Origin of the sequence: Pseudomonas sp. R3-57 (assembly GCF_051132065.1) — a bacterium.
GTDB lineage: Bacteria > Pseudomonadota > Gammaproteobacteria > Pseudomonadales > Pseudomonadaceae > Aquipseudomonas.
In genome coordinates, this window is the sequence record NZ_CP071655.1 from 1,627,646 (window position 1) to 1,646,011 (window position 18,366).

Annotated in this window: 15 protein-coding genes; 9 read left to right on the forward strand and 6 right to left on the reverse strand. The window is 60.5% G+C overall.

Translation table 11 applies throughout. The features are described from left to right. Nucleotides 1-158: 158 nt before the first annotated feature. Nucleotides 159-3,053, reverse strand: a complete 2,895-nt coding sequence (locus J3P93_RS07430) for a ribonucleoside-diphosphate reductase subunit alpha (RefSeq protein WP_434596206.1) — start codon at nucleotides 3,051-3,053, stop codon at nucleotides 159-161. A gap of 856 nt (nucleotides 3,054-3,909) precedes the next feature. On the opposite strand from J3P93_RS07430, the gene J3P93_RS07435 reads away from it, so the two are divergent. Both J3P93_RS07435 and J3P93_RS07440 read left to right on the forward strand, forming a co-directional pair. Beyond that, on the forward strand, nucleotides 3,910-4,632 hold the full coding sequence (locus J3P93_RS07435) for a response regulator (RefSeq protein WP_434596209.1): 723 nt from the start codon (nucleotides 3,910-3,912) through the stop codon (nucleotides 4,630-4,632). Further along, complete coding sequence (locus tag J3P93_RS07440) at nucleotides 4,629-6,239, forward strand: ATP-binding protein (protein WP_434596212.1); 1,611 nt, start codon at nucleotides 4,629-4,631, stop codon at nucleotides 6,237-6,239. Before J3P93_RS07435 ends, J3P93_RS07440 begins: the two co-directional genes overlap by 4 nt. A 141-nt stretch (nucleotides 6,240-6,380) precedes the next feature. Here the strand turns inward: J3P93_RS07440 and J3P93_RS07445 are convergent, their stop codons facing one another. Together J3P93_RS07445 and J3P93_RS07450 are read right to left on the reverse strand one after the other, a co-directional pair. Beyond that, nucleotides 6,381-7,106 (reverse strand): 4'-phosphopantetheinyl transferase family protein, encoded by a 726-nt coding sequence (locus tag J3P93_RS07445; protein ID WP_434596214.1) that lies wholly within the window; start codon nucleotides 7,104-7,106, stop codon nucleotides 6,381-6,383. 151 nt (nucleotides 7,107-7,257) lie between these two features. After that, on the reverse strand, nucleotides 7,258-8,049 hold the full coding sequence (locus tag J3P93_RS07450) for a dienelactone hydrolase family protein (RefSeq protein ID WP_434596217.1): 792 nt from the start codon (nucleotides 8,047-8,049) through the stop codon (nucleotides 7,258-7,260). A 143-nt stretch (nucleotides 8,050-8,192) separates the two neighbouring features. Here J3P93_RS07450 and J3P93_RS07455 point away from each other — a divergent pair, with 143 nt between their 5' ends. The 3 genes from J3P93_RS07455 (at nucleotide 8,193) to J3P93_RS07465 (ending at nucleotide 10,969) form a co-directional block, all read left to right on the forward strand. Beyond that, complete coding sequence (locus J3P93_RS07455; protein WP_434596220.1) at nucleotides 8,193-8,798, forward strand: hypothetical protein; 606 nt, start codon at nucleotides 8,193-8,195, stop codon at nucleotides 8,796-8,798. A gap of 150 nt (nucleotides 8,799-8,948) precedes the next feature. Further along, on the forward strand, nucleotides 8,949-9,626 hold the full coding sequence (locus J3P93_RS07460) for a response regulator transcription factor (protein WP_042560510.1): 678 nt from the start codon (nucleotides 8,949-8,951) through the stop codon (nucleotides 9,624-9,626). Next, nucleotides 9,623-10,969, forward strand: a complete 1,347-nt coding sequence (locus J3P93_RS07465; RefSeq protein WP_434596224.1) for an ATP-binding protein — start codon at nucleotides 9,623-9,625, stop codon at nucleotides 10,967-10,969. Before J3P93_RS07460 ends, J3P93_RS07465 begins: the two co-directional genes overlap by 4 nt. 130 nt (nucleotides 10,970-11,099) lie before the next feature. On the opposite strand, the gene J3P93_RS07470 is transcribed toward J3P93_RS07465, so the two are convergent. Continuing rightward, on the reverse strand, nucleotides 11,100-12,098 hold the full coding sequence (locus tag J3P93_RS07470) for an AraC family transcriptional regulator (RefSeq protein WP_434596227.1): 999 nt from the start codon (nucleotides 12,096-12,098) through the stop codon (nucleotides 11,100-11,102). Nucleotides 12,099-12,443: 345 nt separating this feature from the next. Between J3P93_RS07470 and J3P93_RS07475 the strand changes: the two genes are divergently transcribed. Together J3P93_RS07475 and J3P93_RS07480 are read left to right on the forward strand one after the other, a co-directional pair. Beyond that, nucleotides 12,444-13,778 carry a dicarboxylate/amino acid:cation symporter gene (locus J3P93_RS07475; protein WP_090285338.1) on the forward strand — a complete coding sequence of 445 codons (1,335 nt, stop codon included), beginning with the start codon at nucleotides 12,444-12,446 and terminating at the stop codon, nucleotides 13,776-13,778. Between the two features lie 145 nt (nucleotides 13,779-13,923). Next, nucleotides 13,924-15,105, forward strand: a complete 1,182-nt coding sequence (locus J3P93_RS07480; protein WP_434596231.1) for a CaiB/BaiF CoA transferase family protein — start codon at nucleotides 13,924-13,926, stop codon at nucleotides 15,103-15,105. A 111-nt stretch (nucleotides 15,106-15,216) separates the two neighbouring features. On the opposite strand, the gene J3P93_RS07485 is transcribed toward J3P93_RS07480, so the two are convergent. Together J3P93_RS07485 and J3P93_RS07490 are read right to left on the reverse strand one after the other, a co-directional pair. Beyond that, the gene (locus tag J3P93_RS07485) at nucleotides 15,217-15,711 is read right to left on the reverse strand and encodes a SprT family zinc-dependent metalloprotease (protein WP_434596234.1); all 495 of its coding nucleotides are present in this window, start codon (nucleotides 15,709-15,711) and stop codon (nucleotides 15,217-15,219) included. A 130-nt stretch (nucleotides 15,712-15,841) separates the two neighbouring features. Next, the gene (locus tag J3P93_RS07490) at nucleotides 15,842-16,444 is read right to left on the reverse strand and encodes a Yip1 family protein (RefSeq protein WP_090285332.1); all 603 of its coding nucleotides are present in this window, start codon (nucleotides 16,442-16,444) and stop codon (nucleotides 15,842-15,844) included. A gap of 287 nt (nucleotides 16,445-16,731) precedes the next feature. On the opposite strand from J3P93_RS07490, the gene ttcA reads away from it, so the two are divergent. Together ttcA and J3P93_RS07500 are read left to right on the forward strand one after the other, a co-directional pair. Continuing rightward, complete coding sequence (gene ttcA, locus J3P93_RS07495) at nucleotides 16,732-17,556, forward strand: tRNA 2-thiocytidine(32) synthetase TtcA (RefSeq protein WP_203419095.1); 825 nt, start codon at nucleotides 16,732-16,734, stop codon at nucleotides 17,554-17,556. Nucleotides 17,557-17,683: 127 nt separating this feature from the next. Further along, nucleotides 17,684-18,358, forward strand: coding sequence for a DNA-3-methyladenine glycosylase I (locus J3P93_RS07500; protein WP_434596238.1), 675 nt, complete (start codon nucleotides 17,684-17,686; stop codon nucleotides 18,356-18,358). Nucleotides 18,359-18,366 lie beyond the last annotated feature (8 nt).

Sequence of the window (18,366 nt, forward strand, 5' to 3'; positions counted from 1 at the left end):
TGTAACCCAGATAACGGTGAAGCCTGAACTCAGGTTTTGCCGTTTTTTTCGGCTTCGATATTTGCCATGGATAAAGAAAACCCCCGAACCAGAAGTCTGTCGGGGGTTTTCTTTATCTGGAAGCCTCAGGCGCCTCGCAACGCCCGAGTCAGCTCAGCTTATTGGCAAGCTTCGCAATCCGGCTCGTCAATCGCGCAAGCCTTTGGCACTGGTGCCGGACCTGCCGGAGCGGCCAGGACCGAATCATCGCCGTGGTTGCCGCCGCTGGAAACAGCGTTCAGCTTGCCGGTGTTGATGGTCGACTTCTCGGTGCTGGTCGCGGCCAGGGCACGGAGGTAGTAGGTGGTTTTCAGACCACGGTACCAGGCCATGCGGTAGGTCACGTCGAGCTTCTTGCCCGAGGCGCCGGCGATGTACAGGTTCAGCGACTGGGCCTGGTCGATCCACTTCTGACGGCGGCTGGCGGCGTCAACGATCCACTTGGTGTCCACTTCGAACGCGGTCGCGTAGAGCTCTTTGAGTTCTTGCGGGATGCGCTCGATCTGCTGAACCGAACCGTCGTAGTACTTCAGGTCGTTGATCATGACCGAGTCCCACAGGCCGCGCGCTTTCAGGTCACGAACCAGGTACGGGTTGATCACGGTGAATTCGCCCGACAGGTTCGATTTCACATAGAGGTTCTGGTAGGTCGGTTCGATCGACTGCGATACGCCGGTGATGTTGGCGATGGTCGCGGTCGGTGCGATGGCCATGATGTTCGAGTTACGGATGCCTTTCTGTACACGGGCGCGAACCGGTGCCCAGTCGAGGCTTTCGTTCAGGTCGACATCGATGTACTTCTGGCCGCGCTGTTCGATCAGGATCTGTTGCGAATCCAGCGGCAGGATGCCCTTGGACCACAGCGAACCCTGGAACGTCTCGTACGCACCGCGCTCGTCGGCCAGGTCGCAGGAAGCCTGGATTGCGTAGTAGCTGACCGCTTCCATCGACTTGTCGGCGAACTCGACAGCCGCGTCGGAACCGTAAGGGATGTGCTGCAGGTACAACGCGTCCTGGAAGCCCATGATGCCCAGACCGACCGGACGGTGGCGGAAGTTGGAGTTCTTCGCTTGCGGCACCGAGTAGTAGTTGATGTCGATCACGTTGTCGAGCATGCGCACGGCAGTGTTGACGGTGCGTTGCAGCTTGGCGGTATCGAGCTTGCCGTCGATGATGTGGTTCGGCAGGTTGATCGAGCCCAGGTTGCAAACGGCGATCTCGTCCTTGTTGGTGTTCAAGGTGATCTCGGTGCACAGGTTCGAGCTGTGGACCACGCCGACGTGCTGCTGCGGGCTGCGCAGGTTGCACGGGTCTTTGAAGGTCAGCCATGGGTGGCCGGTTTCAAACAGCATGGACAGCATCTTGCGCCACAGGTCTTTGGCCTGGATGGTCTTGAACAGCTTGACCTTGCCCGGGTATTCGGTCAGCGCTTCGTAGTACTCGTAACGCTCTTCAAAGGCTTTACCGGTCAGGTCGTGCAGGTCCGGTACTTCGGATGGCGAGAACAGGGTCCACTTGCCGTCATCGAAGACGCGCTTCATGAACAGGTCAGGGATCCAGTTGGCGGTGTTCATGTCGTGGGTACGACGACGATCGTCACCGGTGTTCTTGCGCAGCTCGATGAACTCTTCGATGTCCATGTGCCAGGTTTCCAGGTAGGCACACACAGCGCCTTTGCGCTTGCCACCCTGGTTCACGGCTACGGCCGTGTCGTTGACGACCTTGAGGAACGGAACGACGCCTTGCGACTTGCCGTTGGTGCCCTTGATGTACGAGCCCAGCGCACGCACAGGGGTCCAGTCGTTGCCCAGGCCACCGGCGAATTTCGACAGCATGGCGTTGTCGTGGATCGCGTGATAGATGCCCGACAGGTCATCCGGCACGGTGGTCAGGTAGCAGCTCGACAGCTGTGGACGCAGGGTGCCGGCGTTGAACAGGGTCGGGGTCGACGCCATGTAGTCGAACGAGGACAGCAGGTTGTAGAACTCGATCGCACGGTCTTCTTTCTGCTTCTCTTCGATTGCCAGGCCCATGGCCACGCGCATGAAGAAGATCTGCGGCAGTTCGAAACGCACGCCATCCTTGTGGATGAAGTAACGGTCGTACAGGGTCTGCAGGCCCAGGTAGGTGAATTGCTGATCGCGCTCGTGGTTGATCGCCTTGCCCAGTTTTTCCAGGTCGAAGGAGGCCAGCACAGGGTTCAGCAGTTCGAACTCGATACCTTTGGCGATGTAGGCCGGCAGTGCCTTGGCGTACAGGTCGGCCATTTCGTGGTGAGTGGCGCTTTCGGCGACACCGAGGAAACCCAGGCCTTCGGCGCGCAGGGTGTCCATCAGCAGGCGGGCGGTGACGAACGAGTAGTTCGGCTCACGCTCGACCAGGGTACGCGCAGTCATGACCAGTGCGGTGTTGACGTCGGTCAGGGCCACGCCGTCGTAGAGGTTTTTCAGGGTTTCGCGCTGGATCAGGTCACCGTCGACTTCTTCCAGGCCTTCGCAGGCTTCGGTGACGATGGTGTTCAGGCGGCCCATGTCCAGCGGCGCCAGGCTACCGTCGGTGCGGGTGATGCGGATCGACGGGTGTGCATTGACGGCGGCTTCGGCCGGCGCATGCGCAGCGCGCTCTTTCGAACGACCGTCGCGGTAGATCACGTAGTCGCGGGCAACTTTCTGCTCGCCGGCACGCATCAGGGCCAGTTCGACCTGGTCCTGGATTTCTTCGATGTGGATGGTGCCGCCCGATGGCATGCGACGCTTGAAGGTCGCGGTGACCTGTTCGGTCAGGCGCGCCACGGTGTCGTGGATTCGCGACGAAGCGGCAGCGGTGCCGCCCTCAACTGCGAGAAACGCTTTGGTGATAGCGACGGTGATCTTGTCATCGGTGTAAGGAACGACAGTGCCATTACGCTTGATCACGCGCAGCTGGCCAGGCGCGGTAGCTGCCAGATCCGAAGTCGAATCGGCGGCCTGCGGCAAGGTGCCCTGCGGGTTCTCGCGAGTTGTGTCGGTTTGCATGGGGGGTGGTCTCCACATTCTCTATGTTTGTTTGGCACCGTCATGGTGCTCACCGTTCTGTACCGAAGCACTGCAACCGACCAGCGTCGGCAATTACCACTTCGGAACAGACGAAAAAGGCTGCAACGCCGCGTCCCTGCCGAAGTTCTGGTTGCGGGCCAATGCCCGAAACCGGATTCCCTCCCGGGTGACAGTAATGACTGCAACACCCATACCGTTTTGTCCGCTTGGGGCTAAAAAAACGGTGCCATCCGCAAGCGCGGTTTGGGCTTCGAAAAACTTGCTTCGTTCCACCGGAAACTCGCAATAAAGCGCTTGAGTTTCAGGTCTGAAATGTGGTTGGGCGCTTAAGGCAAAAACCCTACATGTAGGGTCTCTGTTTTCGCCGTGCTACAAGATAATGCGTTTTGAGGGGGCTTGCAACGTACTGACTGTGGATAAGCCTGTGCGTAAATTGTGTAAGAAACAGGGAAAACGCGTGTAGGCCGCGAACCCGCTGAGCCAGACCGTTTGTCACTGTTTTTTTGCCCGGAAAAAACGCTTCAGCGGTTTTTTAAGGGCGCGAACCCTACCACAGTTTTTCGCCGGGTCCGAACGCATTTACCGACTTGTATTCCGGGTGGTCGGCGTTTATACAATCGCTGCGGGCGTGGGCATTCTTATCCTCCTCGAACATGACAAAAAAACGGGAGGATGGCGAAAATCCTGTAGGAGTGAGCCTGCTCGCGATAGCGCCTTTCCGGTCAGCATCTTCATTGGCTGATCAATCGCTATCGCGAGCAGGCTCACTCCTACAGGTCCCGTGTTGGTCAGCAGATCCTCCATTATCAATAACAACAGCAAGCAGAGGTCACCGGTGGAGCAACAAGCCTTTCAGGTATTGATCGTCGAGGATGACCAGCGTCTGGCCGAGCTGACGCGTGACTACCTGCAAGCCAATGGATTGCGCGTGGAAATCGAAGGCAATGGCGCGCTGGCGGCGGCGCGGATCATCAAGGAACAGCCGGACCTGGTGATCCTTGACCTGATGCTGCCCGGCGAAGACGGTCTGAGCATCTGTCGCAAGGTACGCACTCAGTTCGATGGGCCGATTCTGATGCTCACCGCGCGCACCGACGACGCCGACCAGATTCAGGGACTAGACCTCGGGGCCGACGATTACGTGTGCAAGCCGGTGCGCCCGCGCTTGTTGCTGGCGCGGATCCAGGCATTGCTGCGGCGCAGTGACAGCGCGGAACCGGCCGCGGAAAAATCCCGTCGTCTGCAATTCGGGCCGTTGGTGGTCGATAACGCCTTGCGCGAAGCCTGGCTGAATGACCAGGGCATTGAGTTGACCAGCGCCGAATTCGACCTGCTCTGGCTATTGGTCGCCAACGCCGGGCGCATCTTGTCCCGCGAAGAAATCTTCACCGCACTGCGCGGCATCGGCTACGACGGCCAGGACCGCTCGATCGATGTACGGATTTCGCGGATCCGCCCGAAGATCGGCGACGACCCCGACCATCCACGTCTGATCAAGACCATCCGCAGCAAAGGCTATCTGTTCGTCCCCGAAGCCTGCGTAGACCTTTCGTTGTGAACTCGATCTTCCTGCGCATCTATGGCGGCATGTGCGCCGCGCTGATTCTGGTTGCTGTGCTCGGCGTGCTGGCGCTGCACCTGCTCAATCAAGTGCGCAGTGAGCAATACCGCGAACGGCTGGCCCATGGCACGTTTTCGTTGATGGCGGACAATCTGCAACCGATGAACGAAACCGAGCGTCATCGCGCGTTGCTAGTGTGGGAGCGTTTGCTCGGCATCCCGCTGGCGTTGAAAAAATTTACCGAAACGGACCTCGATCTGACCCAACGCACCCGCGTGCAGCGCGGGCAGGCGCTGGTCGAACAAACCGGCCCGCACGCGGCCAGGGTCTATCGCCTGGTCAGCGACAAGGAACAACTGGTGCTCACCGGTGAAGTGCAGCAGATCAGTGAGCAACTGGCGCGGGCGACGATCTATTTGCTGGCCGACGAACTGGTGCGTGTGCCGGTTGCCGAGCAGCCGAAACGCCTGGCGCAGATAAAGGAAGAAAAAGGCTTTGGGTTCGACTTGCGTCTGGTCACGGTGGACGACGCCGACATGGACGAGGACCAGAGCCGCCGCGTTTCGGAGGGCGACACGGTGATGGCGCTGGGCAAGGGCGGCGACTCGATCCGCGTATTCGCTGGCATGGTCGGCACGCCGTGGGTGCTGGAAATCGGCCCGCTGTATCAAATGAACCCGTACCCGCCGGAATGGCTGGTGCTGATCGCCGCGCTCGGCCTGAGCCTGATCGGGCTGATCGTGTATCTGCTGGTGCGTCAGCTCGAGCGGCGTTTGCGTGGCCTTGAAGCCGCAGCCACGCGCATCGCCAAGGGCAGCCTCGAAACCCGAGTGCCAGCGCGCGGTGCTGATTCGGTCGGGCGGCTGGCCGCGGCGTTCAATGGCATGGCTGAGCATCTGCAGCAGTTGCTGGCGATCCAGCGCGAACTGGTGCGTGCGGTGTCGCACGAATTGCGCACGCCGGTGGCGCGTCTGCGTTTCGGTCTGGAGATGATCGGCTCGGCGACCACGCCGCAAGCCCTGGAAAAGTACCGCGAGGGCATGGACCACGACATCGAGGACCTCGATAAGCTGGTCGATGAAATGCTCACCTATGCACGTCTGGAGCAAGGTTCGCCGGCATTGACGTTCCAGCGCGTCGACCTCGATGCGTTGGTCAATCAAGTGATCGCAGAGCTGGCGCCCCTGCGCGCCGAAGTCACTGTGCAGCGCGGTTTGTGCCTTTCCGCCGCCGATAATGACGATGCCTGGGTTGAAGCTGAGCCGCGCTATCTGCACCGGGCGTTGCAGAATCTGGTGAGCAACGCCATGCGCCATGCCCGTAGCAACGTGACGGTGAGTTATCAGGTCGGGCAATTACGCTGCCGGGTCGATGTCGAGGATGACGGCCCGGGTGTGCCGGAAGTGGCCTGGGAACGGATTTTCACGCCGTTCCTGCGTCTGGATGACAGCCGTACGCGAGCGTCGGGCGGGCATGGTCTGGGGTTGTCGATCGTGCGCCGGATCATTCACTGGCACGACGGTCGGGCGATCATCGGCAAGAGCAAAAGTCTGGGTGGGGCGTGTTTCAGTTTGAGCTGGCCGAGGAATCAGGAGCGCCGGTAGGTTGTGTGGTGGCAGGGCTGGCCCCATCGCTGGCAAGCCAGCTCCCACAGTTTTCGCGGGTGTACATGAATTCTGTGTTCACCGGGAATACTGTGGGAGCTGGCTTGCCAGCGATGAGGACCCTGCAGGCAATGCAAAACTTCAGGCTTGAATGCTCACCAGACTCAACAACTGCCCATCCTGCACGCCGAACTGCGCCTCCAGCTCCGATCCGTTGCGCCATTCGCTGGACAAATCAGTCAACAACCGCAGCCTGACCTGACCCGCCTCAGTCCACTCCAGCACCTCGGCATGCTCGAAGTAAAAGCGCTGCTGCACGATCGGGTAGAGCGCTTTGAACAGGCTTTCCTTGACCGAAAACGTCAGGGTCACCCACAGCGCCCGCAGATCCTGCGAACCGGCGGCCATGCGCTGCATTTCCGCTGGCGTGAGAATTTCTCCGGCCAGACGCTCGGCGCGGTCATCGCTCAGCAGGTTTTCCAGGTCCATGCCCAGGCCGCGCCAGTGCTGGCGGTTGGCGACGATCGCGGCGGCGCGACCGCTGCTGTGAGTGATCGAACCACAGATATGCGCCGGCCACACCGGTGCGCGGTCTTCGCCGATCGCCGGAGCCGCGCCGTTGCCCTGCAATTGTTGCAACGCCGCGCGGGCGCAAATTCGCCCCGCGAGAAACTCGGCCTGACGCTTGGCCACCGAACGTTGGATGCTCGGCGGCGCCACAATCGCGCTGCGCGGAAAATCATCAGCGAGCAATTGTGCCGGGTCGAATTGCGTACTGATCAGTACGGTGTCGGGCAACACGATCGGCAACGGCCAATGGCTGTCGAGCGCGGTGCAGCAGGCGGGAAGGGCGGGGGCTAGGTTCATGGCGGGCATTTTGCCGGTTAGTCGGGGCAAGGTCGAGAACGGCGCTGAAGCGTTCGCGAGCAGGCTCGCTCCCACAGGGACCTTCTGAGCGTTACAGATCCGGGGTGGGAGCGAGCCTGCTCGCGAAGGCCGCGCCTCGGCCATTGCCGGGTCAGCTGAAGATCGACTTGAAAAACGCCTGCATGTCCGCCCAGGATTTTTCATCCGCGGCCTTGTTGTAACCAATATCCGGCCCGCCATGCTCGCCATGGCTCAGGCGATCCGCATCCGGGTTGCTGAAACCATGCTTGGCGCCGTCAAGGTTGACAAATTTATAGTCCGCCCCGGCCTTGTCCATTTCCGCCTTGAACGCGGTGACGTTGTCGGCAGTGACCATGCTGTCCAGCGCGCCGTGCTCGACCAGAATCTTCGCCTTGACGCTGCCGGGCGTAGCCGGAGTCTTGGTGGCCAGCGCGCCATGGAAGCTCACCACACCCGCCAGCGGCACGCCCTGTCGCGCCGCGTTCAACACCACGGCGCCGCCGAAGCAGTAACCGATAGCGGCGATTTTATCCGCGTCGGTCTGTGCTTGTTTCTTCAGTAAATTCAGCCCCGCCTCGAAGCGCTTGCTGGACGCCGCCGCATCCTGAGTCGCCGCCTGCATGAACGCCATCGCGTCTTTCGGGTGTTCGGTGTTTTTGCCGTCGCCGTACATATCGATCGCCATCGCGCTGTAGCCGAGTGCGGCGAGATCACGCGCTCGGCGCTTGGCGTAATCGTTCAGCCCCCACCATTCGTGAACCACAACGACGCCGGGGCGCTTGCCTTTGATGGCGTCGTCGTAGGCGTAGTAACCGATCAGCTTGGTACCGTCGGCGCTCTGGTAGGGGATTTCTTCGGTCTTGATCGCCGCCTGGGTGAGGCTGCTGACGGCCAGCAAAGTGAGGGCAAGGAACAAACGCATGATCGGGTCTCCTTCTCGAAAGTGGTCAAAACAGCCTAGTCGATTTGATTCAGGTCAGGTTCAGAGACGGTTCAGGGCCGGTACAGGGGGCGCTCAGTAATCTTGCGCCATACCCCAACAGCACTGTGCAAGAGGAACTACCCATGACTCGTTTGAACAAACTGTTGCTGGCTTTGAGCGTCATGAGCGCCAGTATCGCGGCCCAGGCCGACACGTCTTCGAACTTCGCCGGCCTGACCTTCGGCCAGACCAGTGACAAGATCGACAAGTCCCGCTCATTGAACAACAACCTCGACCACCCGAACGCCACCGGCGCCATCGACGGTAACAACACCTACGGCGTGCGCCTCGGTCAGCAAAACAGCCAGGGCCGCTACTACGCCACTTACGACAACGTGTCGGGCTCGCACAATGGCATTAAACTGCGCCAGGAAAACTTGCTGGGCAGTTACGATCTGTTCTATCCGGTGGGCGGCAGCACCAAATTGTTCGGCGGCGCCACGGCCGGTTTGACCAAGCTGACTCAGGATTCGCCAGGCTACAGCCGCGACAGTGACATCGGTTACGCCGTCGGTGGTCAGCTCGGTGTGTTGCAGCAAGTCTCGCAGAGCACCTCGGTCGAACTCGGTTACCGTTATCTGCGCAGCAACGCCGGCACCGAGATGAAAGAAAGCGGCGGCAGCAAACAGGGCTCGCTGGACTTGACCAGCAGCGCACAGACTTACCTGTCGGCCAACTATTATTTCTAAGTCGGTCGCCTCGGTACCTGTGGGAGCCAGCCTGCTGGCGATAGCGCCCTGACATTCGACGAGATTTGTCGGCTGCCAAATTGCAATCGCCAGCAGGCTGGCTCCCACAGTGGGTTGTCTGGAGATTTTTGAATTGCCCGGGAGAGCTTTATGAAACTGTTGGTCGTCGAGGATGAAGCGCTGTTGCGCCATCACCTGCAAACCCGCCTCACCGAGAGCGGTCATGTGGTCGAGTCCGTGGCCAATGCCGAGGAGGCGCTGTACCAGACCGGACAGTTCAACTTCGACCTGGCGGTGATCGACCTCGGCCTGCCGGGCATGGGCGGGCTCGACCTGATCCGCCAGTTGCGCTCGGGCGGCAAGACCTTCCCGATCCTGATTCTCACGGCACGCGGCAACTGGCAGGACAAGGTCGAAGGCCTCGCTGCCGGCGCCGATGATTATGTGGTCAAGCCGTTCCAGTTCGAAGAACTCGACGCACGCCTGAATGCCTTGCTGCGCCGCTCCAGCGGTTTCACTCAGTCGACCATTGTTGCCGGGCCGCTGCTGCTCGACCTCAATCGCAAGCAGGCCAGCCTCGACGAACAGCCGCTGGCGCTGACCGCCTACGAATACCGCATTCTCGAATACCTGATGCGCCACCACCAGCAGGTGGTGCCCAAGGATCGCCTGATGGAACAGCTCTACCCGGACGACGACGAGCGCGATCCGAACGTGATCGAAGTATTGGTCGGCCGTCTGCGCCGCAAGCTTGAGGGCCCGGCCGGGTTCAAGCCGATCGACACCGTGCGCGGCCTCGGCTATCTGTTCAATGAGCGCTGCACTTGATCCGTTCCCTACGCGTACGCTTGATGCTCGCCGCCACGACGTTGGCGGTGTTGTTCATGCTCGCCTTGCTCCCGGCGATGCAAGGCGCGTTCAGCCTGGCCTTGCAGGATTCGATCGAACAGCGTCTGGCCTCGGACGTGACCACGCTGATTTCCGCCGCGCGGATAGAAAATGGCCGGCTGGTCATGCCGACGCAGCTGCCGGACGAGCGTTTCAACCTCACGGACTTCCGCTTGCTTGGCTACATCTATGATCGCGAAGGGCATCTGGTCTGGCGTTCGAAGGCCACTCAGGAAGAACAGATCAACTACAAGCCGCGCTATGACGGCCTCGGCAATGAGTTTGCGCGGATTCGCGAAAGCAACGGCCAGGAATTCTTCGTTTACGACGTCGAGGTGAAATTGCTCGGCGGCAAAAGCGCCGCGTTCAGCATTGTCGCCCTGCAACCGGTGCGTGAATACGAAACCACCCTCGAAGGCCTGCGCGAAAATCTTTATCTGGGCTTTGGTGCAGCACTTCTGGTGTTGCTGGCGCTGCTGTGGATCGGCCTGACCTGGGGCCTCAAGGCCTTGCGCCGCCTCAGCCAGGAACTCGACGAAATCGAGGGCGGCACCCGCGAAAGCCTGACCGAAAAACATCCGCGCGAACTGCTGCGCCTGACCGGCTCGCTCAACCGCTTGCTGCTCAGCGAACGTCAGCAGCGCAGCCGCTACCGCGACTCGCTCGACGATCTCGCTCACAGCCTGAAAACCCCGCTGGCGGTATTGCAAGGGGTCAGCGAAGACATGGCCCAGCGCCCGCAAGAGCGCGATCAGGCGTGGGTACTGCAAAGTCAGATCGAACGCATGAGCCAGCAGATCAGCTATCAGCTGCAACGGGCGAGCCTGCGTAAAAGCGGTCTGGTGCGCCATCAGGTCAAGCTGCGACCGGTGCTCAAAAGCCTGTGCGACACGCTGGACAAAGTCTATCGCGACAAGCAGGTGCGCGTGGTTTTCGACCTGCCTGAACATTGTTACGTGCCGATCGAGCAGGGCGCCTTGCTGGAAATGCTCGGCAACCTGCTGGAAAACGCCTACCGCCTGTGCCTGGGCGAAGTGCGCATCAGCGTGCGCGAGTCGCTGGCCGGGGTCGAGCTGTGCGTCGAGGACGACGGCCCCGGTGTGCCGCCGAATCAGCGCGCGCGGATACTCGAACGCGGTGAGCGGCTGGATGCGCAACATCCGGGGCAGGGCATCGGGCTGGCGGTGGTCAAGGACATCATCGAAAGCTACAACGCCCGGCTGGCGCTGGGCGACTCGCCGATGGGCGGGGCGGCGTTCAGGATTCATTTTCCGGCGGTGTGAATGGAGCTTTCCCTCACCCTAACCCTCTCCCAGAGGTAGAGGGGATTGACCAAAGTGTCGGATTCAATCCCCAATCAGTCCCCTCTCCCTCTGGGAGAGGGTTAGGGTGAGGGGCCTTTGATCCTGCTACCTACAACTCCCGCGCCCGATAAGCCCCCGGTGTCAGCCCCGTCCACTTCTTGAACGCCCGGTGAAACGCCGACGGCTCAGAGAATCCCAACTGCTCGGCAATCTGCTGCAACGACAGATCCGCGCGCCCCAGATGATAGATGGCGATATCCCGCCGCAGTTGATCTTTCAACTCCTGGAAACTGTTGCCTTCCTCACGCAAATGCCGACGCAAGGTCTGTGGGCTGATGTGCAGGTGCGCCGCCACCGTTTCCAGGTCCGGCCAGTTATTGCTGTCGCGGCTGAGCAAGCGGCGCAGACGACTGCTCAGGCTGTCGCCGTCGTCCGGGCGTGAGAGCAGGTCTGCCGGTGAGCGTTCGAGGAAATGCTTGAGCGTGCGCTCGTCCTGCAACAACGGCATCGACAGGTAGCGGCTGTGAAACAGCAGGCTGCTGTGCTCGGCTCCGAAGCTCAGCGGGCACGGGAACAGCAAGTCATATTCAGCGCCATGATCGGGGCGCGGGTAGCTGAAGGTCGCCTGTTCGAGGCGAATCCGCTGGCCGATCAGCCAACTGCCGAGGCGATGCCAGATCACCAACAGGCTTTCAGTGAGAAAGTGATCCGGATCCCACAACCGCGCGTCATCGAGACTCAAACGTACCCATTCATATTCGCGGCTCAGCGTCAGCCGTGGCGCCTCGGGGAACAGGCTGTAAAACAGCAGGCCGCGCTGCAGCGCCTTCTCCAGATTGCGGCAGTGGATCGAGGCATGGCACATCATGGCGAAACTGCCGGGCTTGCTCGGTGCGTTGCCAAACCCAAGGTATTCGTCGTCCAGCGCCAGCCACAGGCCCTGGATCAAACGGGCGAATTGTTCCGGTGCGAGGCGCGCACGCGGCTCTTCGAGCAGTTCCGGGCTGATCCCCAACTGCTCGAGCAGGCCTGAATAATCAAAGCCTTGGCGACGCGCGCCGCCGAGGGCGGCACGGGCGAAATGACTGGCGATGGTGCGTTCACGCATGAGCGGCAGATCCTGTTCAGGCGACCGATGGTAGCGGCGAGCCTAATCCGCAACAAGGCGGATTTCCGCCAAATTGCAGGACGAGGGTGGGCCAGTTGGCGGAAATCCGCCATGCACAGGTCTCCGCTCGGTGACATGAAAATCTCCCTGAGCCCTGATATCAAAAGGCTGGCTGCTCATCGCACCAATCTGGCACGGCGTTTGCGATATAAGCGACAGAAGCGTGCATTTATCCCGTAGGAAAACGCCGCTCCAACAACAAATCCCTCCAGTGCAGGAGGGTTCGCAATTAAGGTTTCGTGTCCAACAGATGGATGTTGTCGCGGGACGCTTGAGGAAACTGCAATGACGACTCGTCAGCCACTGTATAAATCCCTGTATTTCCAGGTGATCGTTGCCATCGCCATCGGCATCCTGCTCGGTCACTTCTACCCACAGACCGGTGTGGCGCTCAAGCCGCTGGGTGACGGCTTCATCAAGCTGATCAAAATGGTCATCGCCCCGATCATCTTCTGTACCGTTGTCAGCGGCATCGCCGGCATGCAGAACATGAAATCGGTGGGCAAGACCGGCGGCTACGCGCTGCTGTACTTCGAAATCGTTTCGACCATTGCCCTGCTGATCGGTCTGGTCGTGGTCAACGTCGTGCAGCCGGGCGCCGGCATGCACATCGACGTCACCACCCTCGATGCCTCGAAAATCGCCACCTACGTGACGGCCAGTAAAGACCAGAGCATCGTTGGCTTCCTCCTCAACGTAATCCCGAACACCATCGTCGGCGCGTTCGCCACCGGTGACATCCTGCAAGTGCTGATGTTCTCGGTGATCTTCGGCTACGCCCTGCATCGCCTGGGTTCGTACGGTCGTCCGCTGCTGGACATGATCGATCGCTTCGCCCACGTAATGTTCAACATCATCAACATGATCATGAAACTGGCGCCGCTGGGTGCCTTCGGTGCGATGGCCTTCACCATCGGTGCCTACGGTGTCGGCTCGCTGGTGCAACTGGGCCAGCTGATGATCTGCTTCTACATCACCTGCGTGCTGTTCGTGGTGCTGGTGCTGGGTGCGATCTGCCGTGCTCACGGTTTCAGCGTGTTCAAGCTGGTGCGTTACATCCGTGAAGAGCTGTTGATCGTACTGGGCACGTCCTCGTCGGAATCGGCGCTGCCACGCATGCTGATCAAGATGGAGCGCCTGGGCGCGAAGAAATCGGTTGTCGGTCTGGTGATCCCGACCGGCTACTCGTTCAACCTCGACGGTACTTCGATCTACCTGACCATGGCGGCTGTGTTCATCGCTCAGGCGACCGACACGCACATGGACATCACTCACCAGATCACCCTGCTGCTGGTACTGCTGCTGTCCTCCAAAGGCGCAGCCGGTGTGACCGGTTCGGGCTTCATCGTGCTGGCCGCCACCCTGTCGGCGGTCGGTCACCTGCCGGTGGCCGGTCTGGCGCTGATCCTTGGTATCGACCGCTTCATGTCCGAAGCCCGCGCGCTGACCAACCTGGTCGGTAATGCCGTAGCCACCATCGTGGTTGCCAAGTGGGTCAAGGAGCTGGACACCGATCAACTGCAAGCCGAACTGGCTTCGGGTGGTCGCGGTATCGCCGAAACCCGGCCTGAAGACGACCTGGGTGTGGCTGAAGGCGCAACCCCGAGCAATGTGAAGTAAGCATCGCTTGCCTGGAAAAACCCGCTTCGGCGGGTTTTTTCATGCCTGCGATTCGAGCGTAACGGTCACACCCGCTGACATTTTCGGTGATTGCCGCAGCGCTGATCGCTGCCTAGGCTGAGTGCATCGCCCAAGGAGTTCGCCCATGTCCGCACCGCTGGCCTCACTGAAGGTTCTCGATTTCTCGACGCTGCTGCCGGGGCCGTTCGCCTCGTTATTGCTGGCGGACCTGGGCGCCGAGGTGCTGCGCATCGAATCACCGACGCGCCTGGATCTGCTGCGCGTATTGCCACCGCACGATGGCGGCGTGTCGGCCAGTCATGCCTACCTGAACCGCAACAAGCGCAGCCTCGCGCTGGACCTGAAGCAGCCGGCGGCACTGGCAATCATCCGCGAGTTGCTAAGCGAGTACGACATTGTCCTCGAACAGTTTCGCCCCAGTGTGATGGAGCGTCTGGGCCTGGGTTATGAAGCGCTGAAAGCGATCAATCCGAAATTGATCTACGTGTCGATCAGCGGTTATGGCCAGACCGGGCCGTACAAGGACCGCGCCGGCCACGACATCAATTATCTGGCCTTGGCGGGGCTGGCCAGTTATACCGGCCGCGCCGACAGCGGGCCGCTGCCGTTGGGCATGCAAGTGGCGGACATTGCCGGTGGCTCGCTGCACGGGGTGATCGGCCTGCTCGCCGCCGTCATCGCCCGCCAGCAAACCGGGCAGGGCACGCATGTCGACGTGAGCATGACCGATTGCGCGTTCAGCCTGAACGCCATGGCCGGCGCCGGTTATCTCGCTTGCGAAGATGAGCCGGGGCGCGAAGATCAGATGCTCAATGGCGGCAGCTTTTACGACTATTACCACACGCGGGACGGGCGCTGGATGTCGGTCGGCAGTCTGGAACCGGCGTTCATGCAGACCTTGTGTGCAGCGCTGGGCCGACCGGAGCTGGCGGCGCAGGGGCTGTCAGCCAAACCTGAGCAACAGCAGGCGCTGAAAGAGGCGTTGCGGGTTGAGTTTGAAAAGCATGACTTTGCGCAGTTGTGCGAGTTGTTTGCCGGAGTCGATGCGTGTGTCGAGCCGGTGTTGAGTCTGAGTGAAGCCGTGCACCATCCGCAGTTGCAGGCACGCGAACGGGTGACGCAAGTACCGCGCGGGGATGGCACGGCGCAGGCGCAGATGGCCTGTCCGTTGAAATTTTCCGAGGCGTTGCCAGCGCCCCGGCATGTTGGCGCGGCGCTGGGGCAGCATACGGATGAGGTGTTGGGGGAGTTGGGGTTTAGTGCTTCGAAGATTGCCGAGTTGCGTTCCGCCAAAGTGATTCTCTAGTGCATGTGCCGGCCTCATCGCGAGCAGGCTCACACCTACAGGTTGAACGCATTCCAAATGTAGGAGTGAGCCTGCTCGCGATAGGGCCAGTCCTATCACCGCAGGAACCGCCTATTCCACCCGCATCTCACCACTGAACACCAGTGTCGTGCGGCAGCGCCGGCAGAAATACCGTCGCCCCTGTCGCACCAGGCTGTGGCGCTGCGCGGTAAACGGGAAATCACTCTCCGGACACGGGCATTTATAGATGTAGCGGGTCACGCTGCGGCGTTTGACTGCATAGGTGTGGCAACGATCCGGCGGCAGTTCGTAAACGCCGCGCATGATCAGTTGCCATTCCTCGCCATGGGGCTGGATGCGGTCGCCGAACAATTGATGAGCGATCAGGTGCGCGACTTCGTGGGCCACGGTCTGCTTGAGGAAGTGTTCGGTGTTTTCCCGGTACAACTGCGGATTGAAGCGCAGCTTGTTTTCGTGCAGATGCGCGACACCGGCTTTCTGCCCGCGCAGCTTGAGGCTGACGACGGGGCGTTTGAAGGAGCGTTTGAAAAAGGATTCAGCGAGTTGGTAACAATCTTCGACGCGGGTATTGAGTTGCTCGGGCATGCTTGATGGATCTCCAGAGACGCCGAGTATGCCGCAACCCCGGGCGCTTGCGAATCGCCGAGCTGCCGAATGGTCATCGCCAAAATGACAAGGCCGCCTTGCGGCGGCCTCTCTCACCACGCGGATATCGTCAGTTGGTGTACACCGGGCCCACGCCCAGGCCCCAGACGATCACGGTAAACGCCATGATCGCCACCAGCACCACCAGGCCCACCGCCAGCACCGAGCTGGAAAACAGGAAACCTTCGTCCGGTGGAATGTTCATGAAGGTCGGCAAGCCCACATACAGCAGGTACACCGTGTAGCAGATGGCCGCCGTACCGACGATCATCCCCAGCCACATGTGCGGATACAGCGCCGCCAGGCCACCGACGAACAACGGCGTCGCGGTGTAAGTGGCGAAGGCCACGCAACGGGCCAGACTGGGGTTGGCGTCATACGTGCGTGCCATCCAGTGGACAAAGGCGCCCATCACCGCAACGCCACCGAGCATCGCCAGGTACGACATGATCGTCATCCACAACGCACTTTCAAACGTGAGCATCACCGGCGCGCGGTTGCCGATCACCCAGCCGACCTGGGTGGTGCCGATAAACGCCGAGACGGCGGGGATCGCCGCCAGAATCAGCGTGTGCGTGAGGTACATGTGGCTGATGCTTTCCTCTTGGTCGCCACGGATTTCCTTCCATTCCTGATCGGGGTGGGTAAACAGTCCCACTACGTGATGGATCATGCCATTCACTCCTCTTGATATTGCCATCGCCCCCCAACGGAGCGCCTACGGGCCAGGCGGCCGAGCAAATACAGGTCTTCAGATGTGTGCGACCTTATGTCGCAGTATAGAAAGGACTGAACCGCACCGGTATCGGGGGCTTAGAGCAAATCGCGCTGTAAACCGGGCAGATAATCGCCTCGGGGTCTGTACTGAACGCGGCCATGAGGGCCGACAACCCGTCCCCACAGCGGCGGGGTTTTTGCGTAAAATGCCGGCCTTTCGTCACACCTCACGGATTTCGCGTCATGGGCACTCTTACGGTCAACCAGAACAAACTGCAAAAGCGCCTGCGCCGGCTGGCCGGCGAAGCGGTCGCCGATTTCAACATGATCGAAGACGGCGACAAGGTCATGGTCTGCCTGTCCGGGGGCAAGGACAGCTACACCATGCTCGACGTGCTGCTGCACCTGCAGAAGGTTGCACCGATCAAGTTCGAGATCGTCGCGGTGAACATGGACCAGAAACAGCCGGGCTTTCCCGAGCACGTGCTGCCGGCCTATCTGAAAGAACTCGGCGTCGAGTACCACATCGTCGAGAAAGACACCTACTCGGTGGTCAAGGAACTGATTCCGGAAGGCAAGACCACCTGCTCGCTGTGCTCACGCCTGCGTCGCGGCACGCTGTACACCTTTGCCGATGAAATCGGCGCGACAAAAATGGCCCTCGGTCACCATCGCGACGACATCGTCGAAACGTTCTTTCTCAACATGTTCTTCAACGGCAGCCTCAAGGCTATGCCGCCGAAGCTGCGCGCCGACGACGGGCGCAACGTGGTGATCCGTCCGCTGGCGTACTGCAACGAGAAGGACATTCAGGCCTACTCGGACTTAAAGCAATTCCCGATCATCCCGTGCAACCTCTGCGGTTCGCAGGAAAACCTGCAGCGTCAGGTGGTCAAGGAAATGCTCCAGGACTGGGAGCGCAAGACCCCGGGGCGCACCGAGAGCATTTTCCGCAGCCTGCAGAACGTGATCCCGTCGCAACTGGCCGACCGCAACCTGTTCGACTTCACCAGCCTGAAGATCGACGAGAGCGCGGCGTCGCGCTTCGTCAACGTCGTAAACCTTTAATTAAAACTTGTAGGAGTGAGCCTGCTCGCGATAGCGGTCTGTCAGATATTTGATATCGACTGACACAGCGCTATCGCGAGCAGGCTCACTCCTACAATGGATTTTCTTTCAATTCCCGGGAGAGGGCATGCGCGATTACAAGTGGCTGCACGAATACTGTCTGAACCGTTTCGGTTCGGCGGCTGCACTGGAAGCCCATCTGCCTGTTCCGAAAACCCCTGCACAATTGCGCAAGATCCGCGACGACCGCTACCTCTCGACCATGGCGCTGCGGGTCTTTCGCGCCGGACTCAAGCACAGTCTGGTGGACGCGAAATGGCCGGCCTTCGAAGAAGTGTTCTTCAAGTTCGATCCGGAAAAAGTCGTGCTGATGAGCGCCGAGCACCTTGAGCGCCTGATGCAGGACGCGCGGATCATTCGCCACCTCGGCAAACTGAAAAGCGTGCCACGCAATGCGCAGTTCATTCTCGATGTGGAGCAGGACAAGGGCAGCTTCGGCGCGCTGATCGCCGACTGGCCGGTGACCGACATCGTCGGTCTGTGGACGTACCTGAAAAAGCACGGTCATCAATTGGGCGGGCTGTCAGCTCCGCGCTTTTTGCGCATGGTCGGCAAGGACACGTTTGTGCCGAGCTATGACGTGGTCGCCGCATTGAATGCGCAGAAGATCGTCGACAAGGCGCCGACCAGTCTGCGCGATCTGGCGACGGTGCAGAACGCGTTCAACCAGTGGCACGAACAGAGCGGCGGGCGGCCGATGAGCCAGATTTCGATGATGCTGGCCTACACCGTGAACCACTAAGACCGCGT